Source organism: Streptomyces tibetensis (assembly GCF_040647715.1).
In the GTDB taxonomy this organism is placed as follows: domain Bacteria; phylum Actinomycetota; class Actinomycetes; order Streptomycetales; family Streptomycetaceae; genus Streptomyces; species Streptomyces tibetensis_A.
The window spans coordinates 1-17,147 of the sequence record NZ_JBEZCR010000017.1; the positions used below are offsets into that span (position 1 = coordinate 1).

Annotated in this window: 17 protein-coding genes; 6 read left to right on the forward strand and 11 right to left on the reverse strand. The window is 70.8% G+C overall.

Annotated elements, in window-relative coordinates; all coding sequences use genetic code 11:
* Window positions 1-137: 137 nt before the first annotated feature.
* The 9 genes from AB0B29_RS33935 to AB0B29_RS33975 all read right to left on the reverse strand — a co-directional run bounded on the left by AB0B29_RS33935 (window position 138) and on the right by AB0B29_RS33975 (window position 8,617).
* Window positions 138-470 (reverse strand): TcmI family type II polyketide cyclase, encoded by a 333-nt coding sequence (locus tag AB0B29_RS33935; protein WP_362245940.1) that lies wholly within the window; start codon window positions 468-470, stop codon window positions 138-140.
* A gap of 20 nt (window positions 471-490) precedes the next feature.
* A complete protein-coding gene (locus tag AB0B29_RS33940) occupies window positions 491-970 on the reverse strand; it encodes an SRPBCC family protein (protein WP_362245942.1) in 480 nt (159 codons plus the stop codon).
* 1 nt (window position 971) lies between these two features.
* Window positions 972-1,226, reverse strand: a complete 255-nt coding sequence (locus AB0B29_RS33945; RefSeq protein WP_362245944.1) for an acyl carrier protein — start codon at window positions 1,224-1,226, stop codon at window positions 972-974.
* A gap of 32 nt (window positions 1,227-1,258) precedes the next feature.
* Complete coding sequence (locus AB0B29_RS33950; RefSeq protein ID WP_362245946.1) at window positions 1,259-2,512, reverse strand: ketosynthase chain-length factor; 1,254 nt, start codon at window positions 2,510-2,512, stop codon at window positions 1,259-1,261.
* Window positions 2,509-3,777 (reverse strand): beta-ketoacyl-[acyl-carrier-protein] synthase family protein, encoded by a 1,269-nt coding sequence (locus AB0B29_RS33955; protein ID WP_362245948.1) that lies wholly within the window; start codon window positions 3,775-3,777, stop codon window positions 2,509-2,511. The genes AB0B29_RS33950 and AB0B29_RS33955 overlap by 4 nt, the downstream gene beginning before the upstream one ends.
* Window positions 3,774-4,217: a cupin domain-containing protein gene (locus AB0B29_RS33960; protein WP_170320929.1), complete on the reverse strand. Its 444-nt coding sequence runs from the start codon at window positions 4,215-4,217 to the stop codon at window positions 3,774-3,776. Before AB0B29_RS33960 ends, AB0B29_RS33955 begins: the two co-directional genes overlap by 4 nt.
* 69 nt (window positions 4,218-4,286) lie before the next feature.
* Window positions 4,287-5,441, reverse strand: a complete 1,155-nt coding sequence (locus AB0B29_RS33965) for a SchA/CurD-like domain-containing protein (protein ID WP_362245950.1) — start codon at window positions 5,439-5,441, stop codon at window positions 4,287-4,289.
* Window positions 5,442-5,798: 357 nt separating this feature from the next.
* Window positions 5,799-7,517: an FAD-dependent oxidoreductase gene (locus tag AB0B29_RS33970; RefSeq protein ID WP_362245952.1), complete on the reverse strand. Its 1,719-nt coding sequence runs from the start codon at window positions 7,515-7,517 to the stop codon at window positions 5,799-5,801.
* 98 nt (window positions 7,518-7,615) lie between these two features.
* Window positions 7,616-8,617, reverse strand: coding sequence for a TIGR00341 family protein (locus tag AB0B29_RS33975; protein WP_362245954.1), 1,002 nt, complete (start codon window positions 8,615-8,617; stop codon window positions 7,616-7,618).
* Between AB0B29_RS33975 and AB0B29_RS33980 the strand changes: the two genes are divergently transcribed.
* Window positions 8,616-8,801 carry a hypothetical protein gene (locus tag AB0B29_RS33980; protein WP_362245956.1) on the forward strand — a complete coding sequence of 62 codons (186 nt, stop codon included), beginning with the start codon at window positions 8,616-8,618 and terminating at the stop codon, window positions 8,799-8,801. The genes AB0B29_RS33975 and AB0B29_RS33980 overlap by 2 nt on opposite strands.
* 213 nt (window positions 8,802-9,014) lie before the next feature.
* On the opposite strand, the gene AB0B29_RS33985 is transcribed toward AB0B29_RS33980, so the two are convergent.
* Complete coding sequence (locus tag AB0B29_RS33985; protein WP_362245958.1) at window positions 9,015-9,467, reverse strand: MarR family winged helix-turn-helix transcriptional regulator; 453 nt, start codon at window positions 9,465-9,467, stop codon at window positions 9,015-9,017.
* A gap of 93 nt (window positions 9,468-9,560) precedes the next feature.
* On the opposite strand from AB0B29_RS33985, the gene AB0B29_RS33990 reads away from it, so the two are divergent.
* Both AB0B29_RS33990 and AB0B29_RS33995 read left to right on the forward strand, forming a co-directional pair.
* Window positions 9,561-10,100, forward strand: a complete 540-nt coding sequence (locus AB0B29_RS33990) for a phenolic acid decarboxylase (RefSeq protein ID WP_362245960.1) — start codon at window positions 9,561-9,563, stop codon at window positions 10,098-10,100.
* A 92-nt stretch (window positions 10,101-10,192) separates the two neighbouring features.
* Window positions 10,193-11,233 (forward strand): vWA domain-containing protein, encoded by a 1,041-nt coding sequence (locus AB0B29_RS33995; protein ID WP_362245962.1) that lies wholly within the window; start codon window positions 10,193-10,195, stop codon window positions 11,231-11,233.
* Between the two features lie 144 nt (window positions 11,234-11,377).
* On the opposite strand, the gene AB0B29_RS34000 is transcribed toward AB0B29_RS33995, so the two are convergent.
* The gene (locus tag AB0B29_RS34000) at window positions 11,378-12,445 is read right to left on the reverse strand and encodes an enoyl-CoA hydratase/isomerase family protein (protein WP_362245964.1); all 1,068 of its coding nucleotides are present in this window, start codon (window positions 12,443-12,445) and stop codon (window positions 11,378-11,380) included.
* 377 nt (window positions 12,446-12,822) lie between these two features.
* On the opposite strand from AB0B29_RS34000, the gene AB0B29_RS34005 reads away from it, so the two are divergent.
* From AB0B29_RS34005 to AB0B29_RS34015, 3 genes are all read left to right on the forward strand, one after another.
* Entirely contained in the window at window positions 12,823-13,245 is a 423-nt protein-coding gene (locus AB0B29_RS34005; RefSeq protein ID WP_362245966.1) for a DUF350 domain-containing protein, read from the forward strand.
* Window positions 13,246-13,567: 322 nt separating this feature from the next.
* Window positions 13,568-14,059, forward strand: coding sequence for a DUF7144 family membrane protein (locus AB0B29_RS34010; RefSeq protein ID WP_362245968.1), 492 nt, complete (start codon window positions 13,568-13,570; stop codon window positions 14,057-14,059).
* Window positions 14,060-14,279: 220 nt separating this feature from the next.
* The gene (locus tag AB0B29_RS34015; RefSeq protein WP_362245970.1) at window positions 14,280-16,982 is read left to right on the forward strand and encodes a LuxR C-terminal-related transcriptional regulator; all 2,703 of its coding nucleotides are present in this window, start codon (window positions 14,280-14,282) and stop codon (window positions 16,980-16,982) included.
* The last annotated feature ends 165 nt before the right edge of the window (window positions 16,983-17,147 follow it).

Consider the following 17,147-nt stretch of genomic DNA (forward strand, 5'->3'; position numbering starts at 1 on the left):
CTTGACATACACCGGAAACGTCCAGAGATGGGCGCCCCCTTGTGGTCGGTGTACAGGTGGTGCATGGCTGTCGTCAGCTCGTGTCGTGAGATGTCCGCAGCGTCGCGGACCCGGCGACCGGTGGTCACGGGCGGTGCTCAGCCGGCCGGCTCACGCTCCCAGAGGTAGAAGCGCTGCGCCATGGCGTCCTTGGGGGAACGCCAGGTCTCGGGGTCGTACGCGCTGACGTACGCGGCCAGCCGCTCGCTGACGTCCCGGAACTCGGGATGCCCGCTGACCCTGGCGATGGCGGGACCGGGATCCCGCTCCGCCTCGATCAGGTGCATGTACACATCGCCGAACTGGAAGAGGCTGCGCCGGGTCACCCCGACGAGCCGCGGCAGCTCCCCCCGGTCGGACTCCTCGAAGACCTTGGCGATGTCGGGCGCCGATCCGGGGGCCATCCGGGCGACGATCAGAGCTTGGTGCATGGGGTGGGTCTCCGTCCGGCTCAGTCGTTCAGACGGTGCGTCGCACCGCGCTCCGCTGCGATCTTCTCGATGCGGTCGCGGATCAGGGCCATCTGCACCTTGGAGTTCCGGTTGATGTTGTCCGTCATCCACTCGTCGTCGACCGGCGCATCGGGCTTCATCGCGAAGTCCTGAGTCCAGACCATGCGCGTGCCGGCCGGTACCTCCTCGTACCGCCAGTGGATGTCCATGTGGTCGAAGGGGCCCGTCTCGACGCGGCGGGCCTTGACCGTGAGCGTCTCGCGGTCCGGCTCGCGCTCCGAGACCCAGCTCCACACGGTGCCGTTCTCGTCCGGGTGCATGGTCAGCCGGAAGGTCGTCCTGTGGCCCTGCCGGGACAGGATCTCCACGGAGGCGTACTCGCTGAACAACTGCGGCCAGTTCTCCAGGTCGTTGGTCACCTCCCAGACCAGGTCCAAGGGCGCCGCGATGGTGATCTCGTTCTGTGTGTGCCCGGTCATCTCATGCTCCTGTCAGCAGTGCACTGTTGACGAGGTCGAGGAACTGCCGGGGTGTCTTGGAGCGTTCGGCGTCGGTCGGCATCGGCGTGCCGTACCGGTTCTCCAGCTCACCCACGATGCCCAGCAGCCCCAGCGAGTCGACGCCGAGACCCTCGAAGGCCGTGTCGTCGCGGCGCAGTTCCTCCGGTGTGACGCTGACACCGGTGCATTTCTTCATGAGTTCGGCCAGCTCTTCCACGGTGATGCGGTCGGTCATGCCATTCCCTTCCTCTCCTGCTCCGCGGCGCCTCAGTGCGAGGCGCCGGTGGCGCCATGCCGCAGCACGAGCGCCGAGTTCGACCCCATGAGTCCCCGGCTCAGAAGCAGCGCCGTGCGTACCTCGGCGGTACGGGCCCGGCCGGTCACGAGGTCGAGGTCGTGGCAGACGTCGAAGACATGGGGCGTGGGCGGGATCAGCCCGTGCTCCATCGAGAGCACCGCTGTCGCGGCGTCCATCAACGGCGCCGCGCAGTAGGCCCGGCCGATCCCGGTCTTCGGCGCGGTGACGGGCACACGGGTGCCGTGCGCCCCGAGAGCATCGGCGATGGCCAGGGCCTCGGCACGGTCGGCCTCCGGCACGCCGAGGGCGTCGGCGAAGACGACGTCGATGTCCTCGGGAGCGCAGTCGGCCTCGGCCAGGGCGACTCGGATGGCCTGGGCGAGTCCTTCCCGGGACTCCTCCCAGCGGGAGGCCCCGGTGAAGGTCGCCGCGTGTCCGGCCAGGTGGGCCCGCACGTGTGCGCCCCGCTCCCGGGCCATGCCCTCGGCCTCCACCACGACCATGGCGCCGCCCTCCCCCGGCACGAACCCGCAGGCCGCGGACGTGAACGGACGATAGGCACGGGTCGGGTCATCGACCGTACTGAGCTCCGGGTAGCCGAGCTGGCAGACCATCGAGTAGGGCGCGATCGGCGCCTCGGTCGCACCGGCCACGATCACGTCGGTGCCGCGCCGCACGGCCCGCGCCGCGTGGGCGAGGGCGTCCAGGCCGCCGGCCTCGTCGGCGGCGACGACCGAGCAGGGACCCTTGAAGCCCCGGCGGATGGAGATCTGGCCGGTGCTGGCGGCGTAGAACCAGGCGATGGACTGGTACGGGCCGACGAAGCGACTGCCCTTGCCCCACAACTGCTGGAGTTCGCGCTGTCCGAATTCGCCGCCGCCGGAACCGGCCGCGGTGACCACGCCCACGGAGTACGGCGCCTCGTCGGTCTCGGTCCGGGGCAACCGGGCGTCGTCGAGCGCGAGGTCGGCCGCGGCCATCGCGAAGTGGGTGAAGCGGTCGGTCTGGACGAGGAAGCGTTCCTCGATCGCCGCCGACGGGTCGAAGTCGCGCACCTGGCCCGCCACCCGCAGCGGCAGGTGTTCACAGCCCTCCCGGGTGATCCGCTCCAGGGCGTTGATGCCCTCCGTGGTGGCCTTCCAGAAGGTGTCGGTACTGGCTCCGTTGGGCGCGACCACACCGATTCCCGTGACCGCCGCGCGCCGTGTGCGGGGTTCGCTCATCGTGTCTTCTCCCTCGGCCGGTTCATGACCACCGCGGACTGGAAGCCACCGAATCCGCTGCCCACCGAGAGCACGCTGGCGAGCTCGCGCTCACGTGCGACGCGCGGGACGTAGTCCAGGTCGCACTCGGGGTCGGGCGTCTCGTAGTTCGCGGTCGGCGGTACCACCTGGTGGGCCAGGGCCAGCACGCAGGCGACGAGTTCGATCGCTCCGATGGCGCCCAGGGAGTGGCCCACCATCGACTTGATGGAGCTCATGGGGGTGTCGTAGGCGTGCGGGCCCAGAACCCGTTTGACGGCGGCGGTCTCGTGACGGTCGTTCTGCTTGGTTCCCGACCCGTGCGCGTTGACGTAGTCGATCGCGGTGGGGTCGAGCCGTGCGCAGTCCAGTGCGTCCTCGATGGCCCGGGCCATCTCCAGGCCTTCGCTGGTCAGGCCGGTCATGTGGTAGGCGTTGCCGAAGGTGGCGTATCCGCCGAGCTCGCAGTAGACGCGGGCGCCGCGGGCCCTGGCGTGCTCGAGTTCCTCCAGGACGAGTACGGCGCCGCCCTCGCCCATGACGAACCCGTCGCGGTCGGCGTCGAAGGGACGTGAGGCGTGGGCCGGGTCGTCGTTGTTCGGGGACGTGGCCTTGATCGCGTCGAAGCACGCCATGGTGATCGGGGAGATCGGCGAGTCCGAGGCGCCGGCGATGCACACGTCGGCCCGGCCCTCCTGCACGGTGTGGAAGGCGTACCCGACCGCATCGAGCCCGGAGGTGCAGCCCGTGGAGACGGTCTGCACCGGGCCGCGCGCCCCGTAGCGCTCCGCCACCGTCGAGGCGAGCGTGCTGGGCGAGAACGCACGGTGCAGGTGCGGGCCCGCCTTGCGGTGGTCCACGTCCCAGTGCTGTCCGCCGCTGCTGACCAGGACGTAGTCGTTCTCCAGCCGGGTGGTGCCGCCGACGGCGGTGCCCAGCGAGACACCGACGCGCCACGGGTCCTCGGCGCTCACGTCGAGACCGGCGTCCCGTACCGCCTCGTCGCCCGCGACCATGGCGAACTGGATGTAGCGGTCGCAGCGCTCCACGTCCCGTGCGTCGAGACCGTGGGCAGCCGGGTCGAAGTCGCATTCGGCGGCGATCCGGGAACGCAGCCCGGACGGGTCGAAGAACGTGATGGCCCGCGTCGCCGTACGCCCGGTCTCCAGCAGATTCCAGAAGGCCGGTACGCCTATGCCGCCGGGAGCGACGATGCCTATGCCGGTGACCACCACTCGTCGCGTCATGACCGGACCTGACGTCGTGCGGCTGCCTCCGCTCCCACCACCGCGGACTCGGCGTCGGTTTCCTCGGTGTCGACGTGGCCCAGCGGCGGGCTCGGGGCCAGCGGGCCGAGGTGGAAGACCATTCGCGCCTGCACGTCGCCGACGTTGCGGAAACGGTGGCGCACGTTGAGGGGGATCAGCAGCCCCTGCTCGGGCTGCAGGGGGTGCGGCTCGCCGTCGAGGTCCACCTCCAGCTGCCCGCACACCACGTACACGAACTCCTCGGAGTACGGGTGGTAGTGCTCGGCGATGCGGTCACCGGGCTCGATGAGGGCCACGCCCATGAAGCCGCTGGTGGCGCCGACGGCGGCCGGGGTGAGCATGGCACGCAGATCACCGCCTCGCCGGCGGTTGGGCTCGACGTCGCTCATGCTCACGATTCTGGGACGAGATGTGATCACGTGTTCCTCCGTTGATGTGCTGCACGACCGTGGGAGAGGCAGGCACCGCCTCTCCCACCAGGCGGTGAATCAGGCGTCGGGCGACCGTCGGTCGGTGACGAGGTCCATGCGCGCGAGTTCGAGGAGGCGCGCCGTGCCGCCGTCCTTCGACGCGGTGGCGTCCGTGCCCGCGTCGTCCAGGAGGGTCGTCAGCTCGGCCACCTGTGCCGAGTCGGTGAGACCGAGGATCTGGACGGGGTCGGCGGCTTCGAGCCCGTCGCACACGTCGATGAGCCGTACGACGACGTCGTCGCGCTGGAAGATGGTGCTGCGCAGGACCGGGCTGCGCGGGTCGTCGGCCGCCGCCTCGTCCCCGCGGGACAGGACTTCGGCCAGCTTCATGCCGAGATCCGGCCGGGCCGGGTAGAACAGGGCGTACCGCTCGGCCCGGGAGTCCTGCCGCCCCGCCATCACGTGGTGGACGGCCGGCAGCGCGGCCCTGGTGAAGAAGACCCGGGCGGACTCGGGGTCGTCGAGGTCCCGGTCCTGCTCGAGATGGGGGTTGATGGCCTCCTCGACGGCCCGGACCTCGGGCTGCCTGGCGACGTGGCGCAGCGCGGCCAGCAGGTCGCCCCGCACCTCGATGGCCCGCACCACGCGGTTGCCGTGCATGAACAGGGAGGTGCGGCACAGCCGGGTGGTGTCGTCGACCTGCGGCTCGGGCGAGGCGTAGTCGGAAAGGATCTTGGCGACGATCTCCTCGCTGCCCGGCTTGACGGTGAAGGTGAGGGCGTGCCGGATCACGCCGTCGCCGATCCTGGGTGCCGTCTGGAGCCGGCGCTCCGCCTGGCCCGCGTCCGCCGCCGGGCCCCCGGTCTCACGGACGACGTGGAAGCGCAGGGACCGGGTGTCGCGCACGCAGCTGTGCAGCGGCTCCACCATCCGCACGTGCTCCTCGCTGTTGACCCAGGCGAGGAACGGCGGGGCGCTCTCCCACTCGCTGGTGATGAGCCATTGCGAGGGGTTCTCGATCGACTGGCACAGCTGGTCGCTGACGTGCCCGGGGACGGACGCGACCTGGTTGCACAGCTGTTCGTAGGCATCGAGGAACTCCTGGTGGGCGCCGTCGTGGACGTCGACCAGGAGGACGACTCGGAGCCGGGAACCGTCGAACACGGACTGCGAGACATGGTGCGACGCCTTTTGCGCCCGCGAACCTGCAACCCGTTCGGATGTGGTGGTCATCCTGCGCACATCTCCTTCACGGAGGGGAAAGTGAACGTTGGCCGCAGTGATGCGACGTCAGCGTTCCTCGATCCTGTGCCCGTCCCCGCACATCGCGCGACTCGGATGAAGTACGTGAGTGACAGGGCGAATGACGTCGGGACCCGACGGGCGAAGGGGACCTCGGCCCTCGGCGTGCTCCTCGGCCCACCGGTAGCGGTCCTCCGCTCAGGTGATGCGCGCGTTCGCGCCCCGGCGTCCTCCTGCCCGTGCCACGGTCTTCGCCACCGGCGTCACAGGCGCCGGTGGCGAAGACGGCCGATGCCGCCGCCGGGGGCGGGGCCGACCCAGGACGACTCACACGGTGGAGCCCCGGGCTCAGGCGACTGCCAGTGCGGTCCGCAGGGCCTCGCGCAGCACCGTCTCGGCTTCCACCTCCGGACCCGGTGACCGCCATGCCACGAACCCGTCGGGCCGGACGAGGACGGCGCCCCCTGGTCCGGTGCCGTGGCGCTCCGCCCAGTCGGTGCCGTCCTCGGGCACCAGATCGGCCTGGGACCCGGTGCCCACCCGGTACGACTCGAGCGGGAGGGACAGTTCGGCGGCGAGGCGCACGGCGGCCGTGTGCCACTCGTTCGGTTCAGCGGCGTCACTGAGCAGGACGAGGGACCGCTCGTAGAGGTCGAGGGTCGAGATCCGCTCGTCCCCGCGCCGCAGCCACAGGTGCGGTGCCCTGCTGCCGGGTGCGCCGGTCAGGTCGAGGCCCTCCGGCACCACCGGGGCGGCGGGGTCGGCGCCGACGACGGCGCCCTGCGGGTAGCGGTAGCCGAGGGCCACGTTGAGGATGCCCTGCCGTGGGCCACCACCGCCCGCTGCGGGCGGGGCGGCGAAACCCGGGTGGCTGTGTTCGGCCGACCGCGCCGCGGCCCGCGCGCTGGTGGCCTCGGCCACGGGACGACGTTCGGCGTCGTAGGTGTCCAGCAGTTCCTCCCCGGCCCAGCCGTCGAGTACGGCGGCCAGCTTCCAGGCGAGGTTGTGGGCGTCCTGGATACCGGTGTTGGACCCGAAGGCCCCGGTGGGGGACATCTCGTGAGCGGAGTCCCCGGCGAGGAACACACACCCCGAGCGATAACTGCGGGCCACCCTCTGGGCGGCGTGCCAGGGTGCCTTGCCGGTGATCTCCACATCGAGGTCGGGGACGCCGACTGCCCGGCGGATGTGATCGGCGCACCACTCGTCCGTGAACTCCTCCAGGGACTGCCCGTGCTCGGGGTGCCAGGGGGCGTGGAAGACCCAGTTCTCGCGGTTGTCCACCGGCAGCAGGGCGCCGTCGGCCTCCGGGTTCGTCAGGTAGCAGACGATGAAGTGGCGCTCGCCCACGACGTCGGCGAGACGGCGGGAGCGGAAGGTGAGGCTGACGTTGTGGAACAGGTCACCGGGTCCGCTCTGGGCGATGCCGAGCTGCTCACGCACGGGGCTGCGGGGGCCGTCCGCGGCGACGAGATAGTCCGCGCGGACGGTGGTGTGCTCACCTGTCTCCCGGCTCTTGACCACGGCGGTCACACCGGTGGGGTCGCTGTCGAACGACATCAGTTCGGTGGAGAAACGCAGGTCGCCCCCGTGCCTTCGGGCGTGGTCGAGCAGGACCGGCTCGAGATCGTTCTGGCTGCACAGGCACCAGGCGCTGGGGCTGAAGCGGGCCAGTCCGCCCCCCGGGTCGATGTCCCTGAACAGCCACTCGCCCGCGTCGCCGACCAGGGTGGGCGCCTGCAGGATGCCGTGGTTGACGGACAGTGTGGCGGCCGCCTCCTGGATCGCCTTCTCCACACCGGCCACCCGGAACAGTTCCATGGTGCGGACGTTGTTGCCCCGGCCTCGCGGGTGGATGGAGGTGCCCGCGTGGCGCTCCACCAGCAGGTGCGGTACGCCCAGCCGCCCCAGGAACAACGAGGTTGCCAGGCCGACCAGGGAGCCGCCCACGATGAGGACCGGGACGTCGATGGCGTGGGGGCCCGCCTGTCCGGCTCGTTCTTTCGTCACTCTCGCCTCCAGTGCGTCGGTGCCGCCGGCCCAGCCGGTTGCGGCGGCGATCCTCATGCATGCCCCGGGGAGGTGACGGCGGCTCAGGCTTCACCCGCGTGCTTCGCGGCACGGCCCCCCCGGGAGAGAGGAAGAAACCACGGCGGCGGGGCGGTTCAGTCGCCCACTCGCCCGGCATCGATCCGCCGCCCGCGGGACTCGTCCACCACGATGGGTACGCCATCGGGAATCCGTCCCCGAAGCCGGTCGAGCAGCGGCTGCACCGGGGGAAGGTCACCGGGGAGGCGGACATGGATGTGCATCGTCCGCGAGACGGCGTCGACGCTGGTGACGGATGCGTCCGGCTGGTTCGCGAGCCACTCCTGGGCCGCTGTCTTCGCGCGCCCTGTCCAGATCTCGAGCAGCAGCATGAGCGCGGTGTTCGCGGCCAGAGGGATGAACACGGCGGCGAAAAGCAGTGCCATGGCAGCGTACGTCCGGCGCGCGGGGCCGTCGGCTGCCTTGTGGGTCGCTCGGTCGTAGCCGAGGCCGGCGAAGATCACCATTCCGCCGAACACCAGGGCGAAGAAGTTGGACACGAAGAGCACCAGGGCGCCCAGCGCCGGCCACCCGTCCAGCCGTCCCAGGCACACGCCCGACACCACCAGGGGCGGGACGAGCGAGATGGCGATCGCGACTCCGGGCAGCACGGCGGCGACGTCCTGCCGGGCGAGTGCGATCGCCCCGGCGAGACCCGTGGCCAGGGCGGCGACCAGGTCCAAGAGCCCCGGTGACGTCCGCGAGGAGATCTGGCTGTTGGAGAGCAGGTCGTAGTCATCGGGGAGCACCTGCGAGAAGACCATGCCGACCGCGATGACCAGGACGCAGGCGTACAGGACCACGACGAGACCGCCGGTGCCCCGGCGTCGCACCGAGCCGAGGGCGATGCCCATGATCGGTGTCGACAGGGGCGCGATGATCATCGCTCCGATCACGGTGGCCGTCGAGTCCGTCAGGACCCCGCAGGCCGCGATGACCGACGACAGCGTCAGCATGGTCCAGAACGCCGAACGTTTGGACCGGGTGTCCCCGGACGACAGATCCAGGTCCTCGGCCAGCTCCTCCAGCGAGCGGCGTTGGGAAACCGGCAGGACGAGGGCACGAACACCGCTGGTCATGCCCTCAAGAAACCACAGCGGTCACACGCACCCCGGCCAAGACACGGCCGTCCTCGCCGACTCCGCCGTACTCCCGAACGGGCAGGGCCGGTGTCCCGTCGTCGCCGGGACGGAGGCCGCCGTGTCGGACCTGCTCACCGAGGCCGGGTTCGCGGAGCACAAGCGCAGGCTGCTGCAGGCGTGATCAAGGTTGGCCGGCGGGAGGTCGGAGCGGCCTGACGACTGCGGACCGCTCGTGGGCACGGTGAAGGGAAGGGCCGCTCCGACCTCCCCAGGTGTCACGGCCCTTCCCGTCCAGCGGCAAACGCTTACCCCGAAGTGCGGAGCTCACTCCTCACCCCCGTCGGTGCTCTTCGCGCGGGGCCTGCCGCCCCCGCGCCCCTCGTGTTCTCCCCGGTCAACGCCGGGGCCGGTCGCCCGGCCCCTCCAGGGCTCCCCGCAGTTCCCTGAGCGCCGGCAGGGCGTCCTCGATGGCCCGTCGGCTGTCCGGTGTGAGGGCGGTCAGGGCGCTCCTCAGCTCCTGCGTGCTCACTCGGTCGTACCGGTCGAGGAGATCGAGAGCGTGCGGGGAGGCCACGAGGGTGACCGTACGCAGGTCGGTCGCCGACGGCCTGCGCTCGACGAGACCGGATGCGGTCATGGTGCGGACGAGGTTGCTGACCGTCGAGGAGGCCACGCGCAAAGTGGAGGCGACGTCACGCGGTGCGAGGGGCCCGGCCTCGGCCAGGACTCTCAGGAGTTCGATCTGCGCTTCGGGAAGATCCGGCAGGTCCTCCGCGCGGCGGGTTCGCAGCAGCACGGCTCGTCTGAGGGGCCCGATGAGGCGGCCGAGATCAGTCGCGGTGTCCATGGGTCCATGATGCCCCGGACTTCATTTTGCCGCAAAACAGTTTTGTGGCAAAATGGATTGCGTACTGCACTGACCGACAAGGAGGTCCCTCTCATGGACAGCCGCGAAGCACGCAGCACGACCGTCCGCAGCCCCGTCCCCCCGCAGCAGCTCTCCGGCATCGTCGGACACCGCTTCATCTACACCTATGCCAACGGCTGGCAGTACGAGATGTACGTGAAGAACCCGACCACCATCGACTACCGGATCCACTCCGGCATGGTGGGCGGCCGGTGGGTCAAGGACCAGCCGGTCGACCTGGTCCGACTGGACGACGACCACTACAAGGTGTCCTGGAACGAACCCACCGGCACGTCGGTCTGCGTGAACGTCATGCCCGGCAAGCGCCGCCTGCACGGCGTGATCTTCTTCCCGCGCTGGGTCGAGGAGCACGGCGAGCGCACCGTCCTCTTCCAGAACGACCACCTCGACGAGATGCGCAGGTTCCGCGACGAGGGCCCGACGTACCCGATCCATGTGGTCCCGGAGTTCGCCGAGATCACCCTCTTCGAGTTCGTCGGCCCGGACGACGACACCGTCATCTCCACGGCACCGGGCGACCTCCCGCCGGGATGGTCCGACCGCACCGGCTGACCGCCCGGCCCGGCCGCCCGGCTCTTCCAAGATCCATTGTCAGTGGTGGGTGAGAAGGTGGGTACACCAAGCCGGAACGAGGGGGAGCTGTGATGTCCGCAAGCCAGAACTACATCAACCACGTTGCTCTAGTGCTGGATGCCAGCTCGTCGATGTCGCATCTGAGCCGCAAGGTCGTCGAGGTCGCCGACCAGCAGATCGCCTATCTGGCCCGCCGGTCCAGGGAGTTGGACCAGGAAACCCGCGTCACGGTGTACGTCTTCGCCGACAAGGTGGAGTGCGTCATCTACGACAAGGACGTCCTGCGCATGCCGTCGCTGAAGCAGCTGTACCGGACCGGGGGCATGACGGCCCTCCTGGCCGCCGCGCTGAAGTCGCAGAGCGAGCTGGCTCAGACGGCCCAACTGTACGGAGACCACAGTTTCCTGACGTTCGTCCTGACCGACGGACAGGAGAACGCGAGCCACCGCTGTCCGGACGCCCCCGCCGGCGATCCGCGTCAACTGGTCCAGGCCGTGGCGGAGATGATCCGGACCCAGCAGGACAACTGGACGCTGGCCGTGCTGGTGCCCGACCAGATGGGCAAGCGCGAGGCCATGCAGTGCGGCTTCCCCAAGGACAACATCGCCATATGGGACGCCACCAGCACGCAGGGGCTCGAGGAAGCCGGGCAGGTCATCCGGCAGGCCACCGAGAACTTCATGATGGGCCGCACCCAGGGCATCCGGGGATCGCGGGCGGTGTTCTCCACGGGCGCGGAAGCGGTCAACGAAGACACCATCAAGGCAGCCGGCCTCACCCCCGCCGATCCGTCGAAGTACCAGCTGATCCCGGTTGCCCGCGACGCGGCGATCCGGGAGTGGGTCATCGAATGCGGGCACACCTACACCACCGGTGGCGCGTACTACGAGCTGAGCAAGTCGGAGAAGATCCAGGCGCGCAAGCAGATAGCGGTGCTGGAGAAGAAGACGGACCGCGTGTACACCGGCCCGCAGGCCCGCGCCCTGCTCGGGCTGCCCAGCACGGAAGTGCGCGTCAAGCCCGACCACAACGACCACTTCACCATCTTCGTGCAGAGCACCAGCGTCAACCGGAAGCTCGTGGCCAACACACGGTTGCTCCTCATGCTCTGACATGCCGTGAAGCCGACAGGGCTCCGAAGGACGCACGAGGGAAAAGAATGTCTCTGCGTCCCCGGCGCCCCGTCGGACGGCTCTTGTCCGCCATGGCAGGGCCGTCCGAGGCCCGGTCGAGCGAGGTTCGACATGGCGGTTCCGTCAGTGGAGGAGTCCCGGCGACAAGCCCAGTTCACGTTCGCCGAGCGGGGTGAAGAAGCGCTCCACGTCGGCATCCGTGACCTCGGCCAGGGTCTTGGGCGACCAGCGCGGCCTGCGGTCCTTGTCGACGACCTGGGCGCGGATTCCCTCCACCAGGTCGGGCGTCTCCAGGGCGGCGCAGGAGACGCGGTACTCCTGGTTCAGGACCAGCTCCAGCGGGCCCAGCGTCCGGGCTCGGCGCAGAGAGGCGAGGGTGACCTTGAGGGCGGTCGGTGACCGGGTGAGCAGGGTCTCCGCGGCCTCCTTGGCTGCGGAGTCACCGTGCGCGAGCAGCCGGCGCACGATCTCCTCGACGGTGCCGGCGCCGTAGCCGGCGTCGATCCAGTCGCGCTGGGCGGCCAGGACGCCCTGCGGGGGTGTGCCCGCACAAGCGGCCAGGGCCTGCTCCGCGGGCAGCTCGGCCAAGGCGTCGAGGAGGTCCCGCAGCGAGGCCGTCGGCACGAAGTGGTCGGCGAGTCCGCACAGCATCGCGTCGGCGGCGCCGACCTGAGTTCCCGTCAGGGCAAGGTGCGTGCCCAGCTCCCCGGGGGCGGCGGCCAGCAGGTGGGTGCCTCCCACGTCCGGCACGAAACCGATGCCCGTCTCCGGCATGGCGACCCGGGACCGCTCGGTGACGACACGGACGCTGCCGTGCGCCGAGACACCGACACCGCCGCCCATCACGATGCCGTCCATCACGGCGACGTACGGCTTGGAGCAGCGGGCGATGCGGGCGTTGAGGCGGTACTCGTCGCGCCAGAACGCGGCCGAGGCGCTACCGCCGCCGTCCCGGGCGTCGTCGTGGATGGCACGGATGTCACCGCCGGCGCACAGGCCGCGCTCCCCCGCGCCGGTGATGACGACGGTCTTCACGGCGGGGTCCCGCTCCCACGCGAGGAGCGCCTCGTCGATGCGGCGGACCATGGTGTGCGTGAGTGCGTTGAGGGCCCGAGGCCGGTTGAGCGTGATGTGGGCGGCGTGCCCGCTGGTGTGGAAGAGGACGGCTTCCCGTTCCTCGGTTCCGCTCATCGGAACGCCTCCCCCGGGTCGCGGGCCGCGTTGACGCGCATGTCCTGTCGGTTCCTTCCCGTTCCGGTCCAGGGCATTCATCCGCCGTGGCCGGCGGCGAACCACCTGGCCGCTGCGGAACCTACGGTGCCTGATGACCTCTCCGAACGAGTCGGCGGGGTGGACGGAGAGGGGCCCTACCGGTTCCGGGCACGAGCCGTACCGATTCCGGGTCCCAGGACCGTACCGGTCCCGGGGCCGGACCCGAAGCATGCCGCTCACGCCGGTGATCTCCCGGTGGGCCGGGCGCCGTTCACCGGGCGGCACGCGTGCGCTACATTTTGCCTCTCCTTGACCGCGATCACTCATGATCTCTACGCTTCGGAGTTGGCACCCCCATGAGCGACATCGTCAACGGACTCGGCCGGGCCACTGCATACGGCGGTCTGGGACTGGTTCTGTTGCTCCTCGGCATCGTCCTGGTCGACGTGCTGACGCCGGGCAAGCTCGGCCGGCAGATCTGGCAGGAGCGCAATCGCAACGCCGCCACCGTCCTCAGCTCCGCACTGCTCGGTATCGGCGGCATCGTGTTCACGTCCATCTGGACGACGTACGAGGACTTCGGCAAGGGGCTGGTCTCGACCGCGGCGTTCGGGGTGCTGGGGCTGGTGATGATGGCGCTGGCGTTCCTGGTGGTGGACCTGGTCACGCCGGGGCGCCTGGGTGCGACGCTGGTCGAGGCAGAGCCGCACCCCGCGGTCTGGGTGACGGCCTCCTGCAACCTCGCTGTCTCCGCGCTCATTTCGGCGTCCATCGCCTGAACCACCCGCGCGGGCCCGTCGGCCGGCAGGAGTGGCTCGCCGGGAATGCCCCTCGGCGTGGGTGAGGTGCACGGGCGGCGTCGGCACCGTGCGCGACGCCACTCCGGCGTGGTGGGCAGCGCCCGGTGGCGCACCGTAGCGAGGCGTGGGCGATGGGGAACGAGGGACGGCGAGCGCCGCACACTCACCCGCGTCGGGTGAGGCGGCCCGCGCCTGCCGTGGGCACGCTGATGAGGACACCGAACGGTTCGGAGCGGGGACCTGGAACTCAGGGCGTGGCCTCGCTCCCTCCGGTCCCTGAGCATCGCAAACGAGGCGCACGATGACCGCGACAGACACTCAACCGGCACACAGGGCGAAGGACGAGTGGGCCACCGGCCTGACCGCCTTCGCGGCTGTGATGCTCTTCCTGGTCGGCCTGCTCGACATATTCCGGGGCATCATGGCCATCGCCGAGGACGACATCTTCGTGACGACCCGCAACTACGTGTTCGAGTTCGACCTGACCGGCTGGGGCTGGGTCCACCTCGCCCTCGGCGCACTCGCCGTGATCGTCAGCCTGGGTCTGCTCAAGACGGCGACGTGGGCCCGCGTCCTGGGCGTGGCCATCGCCGGACTCGTCATCATCGCCAACTTCCTCTCCCTGCCGCAGTACCCGGTGTGGTCGGTCGTGATGATCGCGCTCTCGGGCTTCATCATCTGGGCCCTGTGCGTAGTGCCCCGCGACAACCTCCTGGAGCCCTCGGAGGCCGCTTCGTGGCGCGACCGCGACGACACGTACCGCCCGACGGCCACCCCCCGCCCGCCCCGCTGACGGGTAGGGCCGGCCTCTCCGGGTGTGCCCGCCCGCATCGGGGGCACACCGGGGCCGAGGCCGGCCCGATTCCGGTGGAGGTCGCTCACGATTCGGCTGCTCTGCCACTGAAAGCGCAGGTCAACGGGGTGCCGACGCGGTCTGCCGTGCGGCTGGGAGGGAACGCTGGGATGCTGAGGGTGAAGCGCTGCCCATGACGTGGCCCTGACCGACAGGGGTGATGAGCGCCGTGGCGGAAATTCATGAGAACGTCCAAGGACCGGCGGTTCACCTCGTGCCGGCGCTGTCGCGCACCGATCCCGTGGGGGATCCGTTCCTGCGCACCCGGTTCGCCCTCCCCGCCAGGCCCCGCACGTTCCTGCGTCGTCAGCGGCTCGTCGACCACCTCGGCGAGGCTTTGAGGACGCCACTGACTCTGCTCAACGGCCCCGCCGGTGCGGGCAAGACCCTGCTGGCCGCGGACTGGGCCTCGGGGCTGGGCCCTCCGGTCGCCTGGCTCACCGTCGATGTGGGCGATTGCCGTCCCGGGGTGTTCTGGGCGTACGTGCTGCAGGCCCTGCGGGCCTGTGGTGCCCCGGTGTCCGAGGCGGTCGGGGCACCCGCGGACGCCGCCGGTGTGGACCACAGGCTCCTGTCGGCACTGGCGGGCGAGTTGAACGACCGGGAGCGGCCGGTCGTCCTCGTGCTCGACGAGTACGACCGCGTGACCGACGCGACGGTCGCCGAGCAGCTGGAGTTCGTCCTGCACCACTCCGGCCGGGGACTGCACCTCGTGCTCGTCACCCGCACCGAGCCCCTGCTGCCGCTGCACCGCTACCGGGCGGCCGGTGATCTGACGGAGATCCGCTCCGCCGAGCTGGCGTTCACACCGGAAGAGGCCGCCGTACTGCTGGAGCTGCAGGGTCTGAGCCTCCCGGTCCAGGCGGCGCGGAACCTGGTCGACCGCACGCGGGGCTGGGCCGCCGGCCTGAGCCTGTCCGCGCTGGCCGCCCGGGAGAGTTCCGACCCCGAGCTGTATCTGAAGGAGTTCGAGGCGGACCGCAGCACGGTGGCGGACTTCCTGCTGGCCGAGGTCCTCAAGAGGCAGCCGCGGCAGACGCAGGACCTGCTGCTGCGCGTCAGCGTCCTGGAGCGCTTCTGTCCCGACCTGGCCAACGAGCTGACCGACCGCGTCGACGCCGAGGCCATCCTCGCCGGGCTGCACCGTGAGAACGCGTTCGTCGAGCGTCTCGGGCAGTCGTGGTATCAGCTCCACCCGCTGTTCGGGGAAATACTGCGCGCGCATCTGCGCGTCCGCCTGCCCGGGCTGGAGCCGGAACTGCACCGACGGGCCGCGCGGTGGCTGCACCGTCACGGCTTCCTGCCGGAGACCCTCGCCCACAGCGCCGCCGCGGACGACTGGGACCTCACCGCCGGTGCCCTCGTGGACGATCTCGCGATCGGGCTGCTCTTCACGGCTCCGAGCGCGGAGAACCTGGCCCGGTTGTTCTCCCGCATGGGGCCCGAGGCGAGGAGTCCGGCCACCCATCTCGTGCGTGCCGCCCACGACCTGGCCCGGCACGACCTGGATCACGGGCTGCCCGGATTGCGCCACGCCGAGGAGCAGCTCGCCCGCGAGGAGAACGACGCTCACGACGCGGCCGCCCGGCTGAGCTGCGCGCTGCTGGACGCCTTGGCCGCCCGCCTGACCGGATGTCCCCCAGAGGCCGAGAAAGCCGCCGAATCGGCCGCGGAGCTCAGGCAGGAGGTTCCGGCTCACCTCCTGGACAAGCATCCGGAACTGACCGCCCTCCTGATGACCCATGTCGGTTCCACGCTCCTTTGGGCCGGGCGCTACGAGGACGCGCGCGCCGTCCTGACCGGCGTGGCCGGCGCTCCCGGCGGAGTCTCGACCGCGCTGCCCCGGCAGGAGGCGATGGGGCACCTGGCCCTGCTCGACTACATGAACGGCTGGCCGGGCCGGGCCGAGCGCAAGGCACTGGCAGCGGTGTCCGAGGCGGACCGGCCGGGCGCACCCCGGCCGTCCGGGTCCGGCATCGGAAGGCTGGTCCTGGCCGCCGTCGCGGTGGACCGCAATGAACTGGGCCGGGCACAGGCCCTCATCGACGAGACGGCCGAGCTCTCGTCCGGGAGTCCTGATCCGGTACCGGCGGCGGGCCGCGCCCTTGCCACGGCGCGCCTGTTGATGGCCCGGGGAAAGGTACGCGACGCGATGGAGGCGGCGGACCCGGCCGTCCCGGCCGCCGTGGACTCGCCGTGGGCGCGGAGCCACGAGGCGCTCGTCACCTCGGCCGCCCACCTTGCCGGGGGGCGGCCGGACGAGGCCGCGGAGGTGCTGCAGGCCGTCTCCGGTGACCAGCCCGTGTGCGCGGTGGAGGCCGCGGCGATCCAGCTCGCCGCCCGGCGCCCCGAGGCGGCCTTCGACCTGCTCGACCGTGTCCACGCCGAGGGACGCACCGGCCCGGCGGTGACGGTGAGGGCAGCGCTGGTGAGGGCCGGGGCCGCCGCGACGGCCGGAGACGAAGTCACGGCCCGCAAGCTCGTGGCGCAGGCGCTGCTCGACGCCCGCCGCGAGCGGCTGCGTCGTCCGTTCCTGGACGCCGGAGCGTGGATCCGGCCTCTCATCGCCACGGCTCCGCTGCAGGAACTGGCGGCAGGCTGGCTGACACCCGCCGCACCCGCGCAGGGCGGCCGGACCCGGCCGCACCCGCCGCCCGCACCGCTCGTGGCGGTGGAGCTGAGCGCACGCGAGCACGACGTCCTGGACCGGGTGGCCCGGATGATGTCGACGGAGGAGATCGCCGCCGATCTCTGCCTGTCGGTGAACACGGTGAAGACCCACCTGAAAAGCGTCTACCGGAAACTGGCGGTGAACCGGCGGGGCGAAGCGGTACGCCGCGCACGCGACCTCCGGATGCTCTGAACCCGAGCCGGGTCACCGGCGCCCGGATCCGCTGTGCTGCGAGGCCGTACTTCCGAGGGCCGTACGTGCGAGGCCGGAACTTCCCCCTTCGTGGGTGAGGCGCGCGGCGCGCACATGGGGTGCGATGAGGAACAGCCGGCGACGCGTACGCCGGCGGATGCCGGG

Coding starts and splice junctions, on each gene's coding strand:
- AB0B29_RS33965 (WP_362245950.1), bottom strand. CDS start 5,441: ATGACCACCACATCCGAACGGGTTGCAGGTTCGCGGGCGCAAAAGGCG.
- AB0B29_RS33985 (WP_362245958.1), bottom strand. CDS start 9,467: ATGGACACCGCGACTGATCTCGGCCGCCTCATCGGGCCCCTCAGACGA.
- AB0B29_RS33980 (WP_362245956.1), top strand. CDS start 8,616: ATGCCCTCAAGAAACCACAGCGGTCACACGCACCCCGGCCAAGACACG.
- AB0B29_RS33945 (WP_362245944.1), bottom strand. CDS start 1,226: ATGACCGACCGCATCACCGTGGAAGAGCTGGCCGAACTCATGAAGAAA.
- AB0B29_RS34005 (WP_362245966.1), top strand. CDS start 12,823: ATGAGCGACATCGTCAACGGACTCGGCCGGGCCACTGCATACGGCGGT.
- AB0B29_RS33975 (WP_362245954.1), bottom strand. CDS start 8,617: ATGACCAGCGGTGTTCGTGCCCTCGTCCTGCCGGTTTCCCAACGCCGC.
- AB0B29_RS33990 (WP_362245960.1), top strand. CDS start 9,561: ATGGACAGCCGCGAAGCACGCAGCACGACCGTCCGCAGCCCCGTCCCC.
- AB0B29_RS34015 (WP_362245970.1), top strand. CDS start 14,280: ATGAGCGCCGTGGCGGAAATTCATGAGAACGTCCAAGGACCGGCGGTT.
- AB0B29_RS33935 (WP_362245940.1), bottom strand. CDS start 470: ATGCACCAAGCTCTGATCGTCGCCCGGATGGCCCCCGGATCGGCGCCC.
- AB0B29_RS34010 (WP_362245968.1), top strand. CDS start 13,568: ATGACCGCGACAGACACTCAACCGGCACACAGGGCGAAGGACGAGTGG.
- AB0B29_RS33955 (WP_362245948.1), bottom strand. CDS start 3,777: ATGACGCGACGAGTGGTGGTCACCGGCATAGGCATCGTCGCTCCCGGC.
- AB0B29_RS34000 (WP_362245964.1), bottom strand. CDS start 12,445: ATGAGCGGAACCGAGGAACGGGAAGCCGTCCTCTTCCACACCAGCGGG.
- AB0B29_RS33940 (WP_362245942.1), bottom strand. CDS start 970: ATGACCGGGCACACACAGAACGAGATCACCATCGCGGCGCCCTTGGAC.
- AB0B29_RS33995 (WP_362245962.1), top strand. CDS start 10,193: ATGTCCGCAAGCCAGAACTACATCAACCACGTTGCTCTAGTGCTGGAT.
- AB0B29_RS33970 (WP_362245952.1), bottom strand. CDS start 7,517: ATGAGGATCGCCGCCGCAACCGGCTGGGCCGGCGGCACCGACGCACTG.
- AB0B29_RS33950 (WP_362245946.1), bottom strand. CDS start 2,512: ATGAGCGAACCCCGCACACGGCGCGCGGCGGTCACGGGAATCGGTGTG.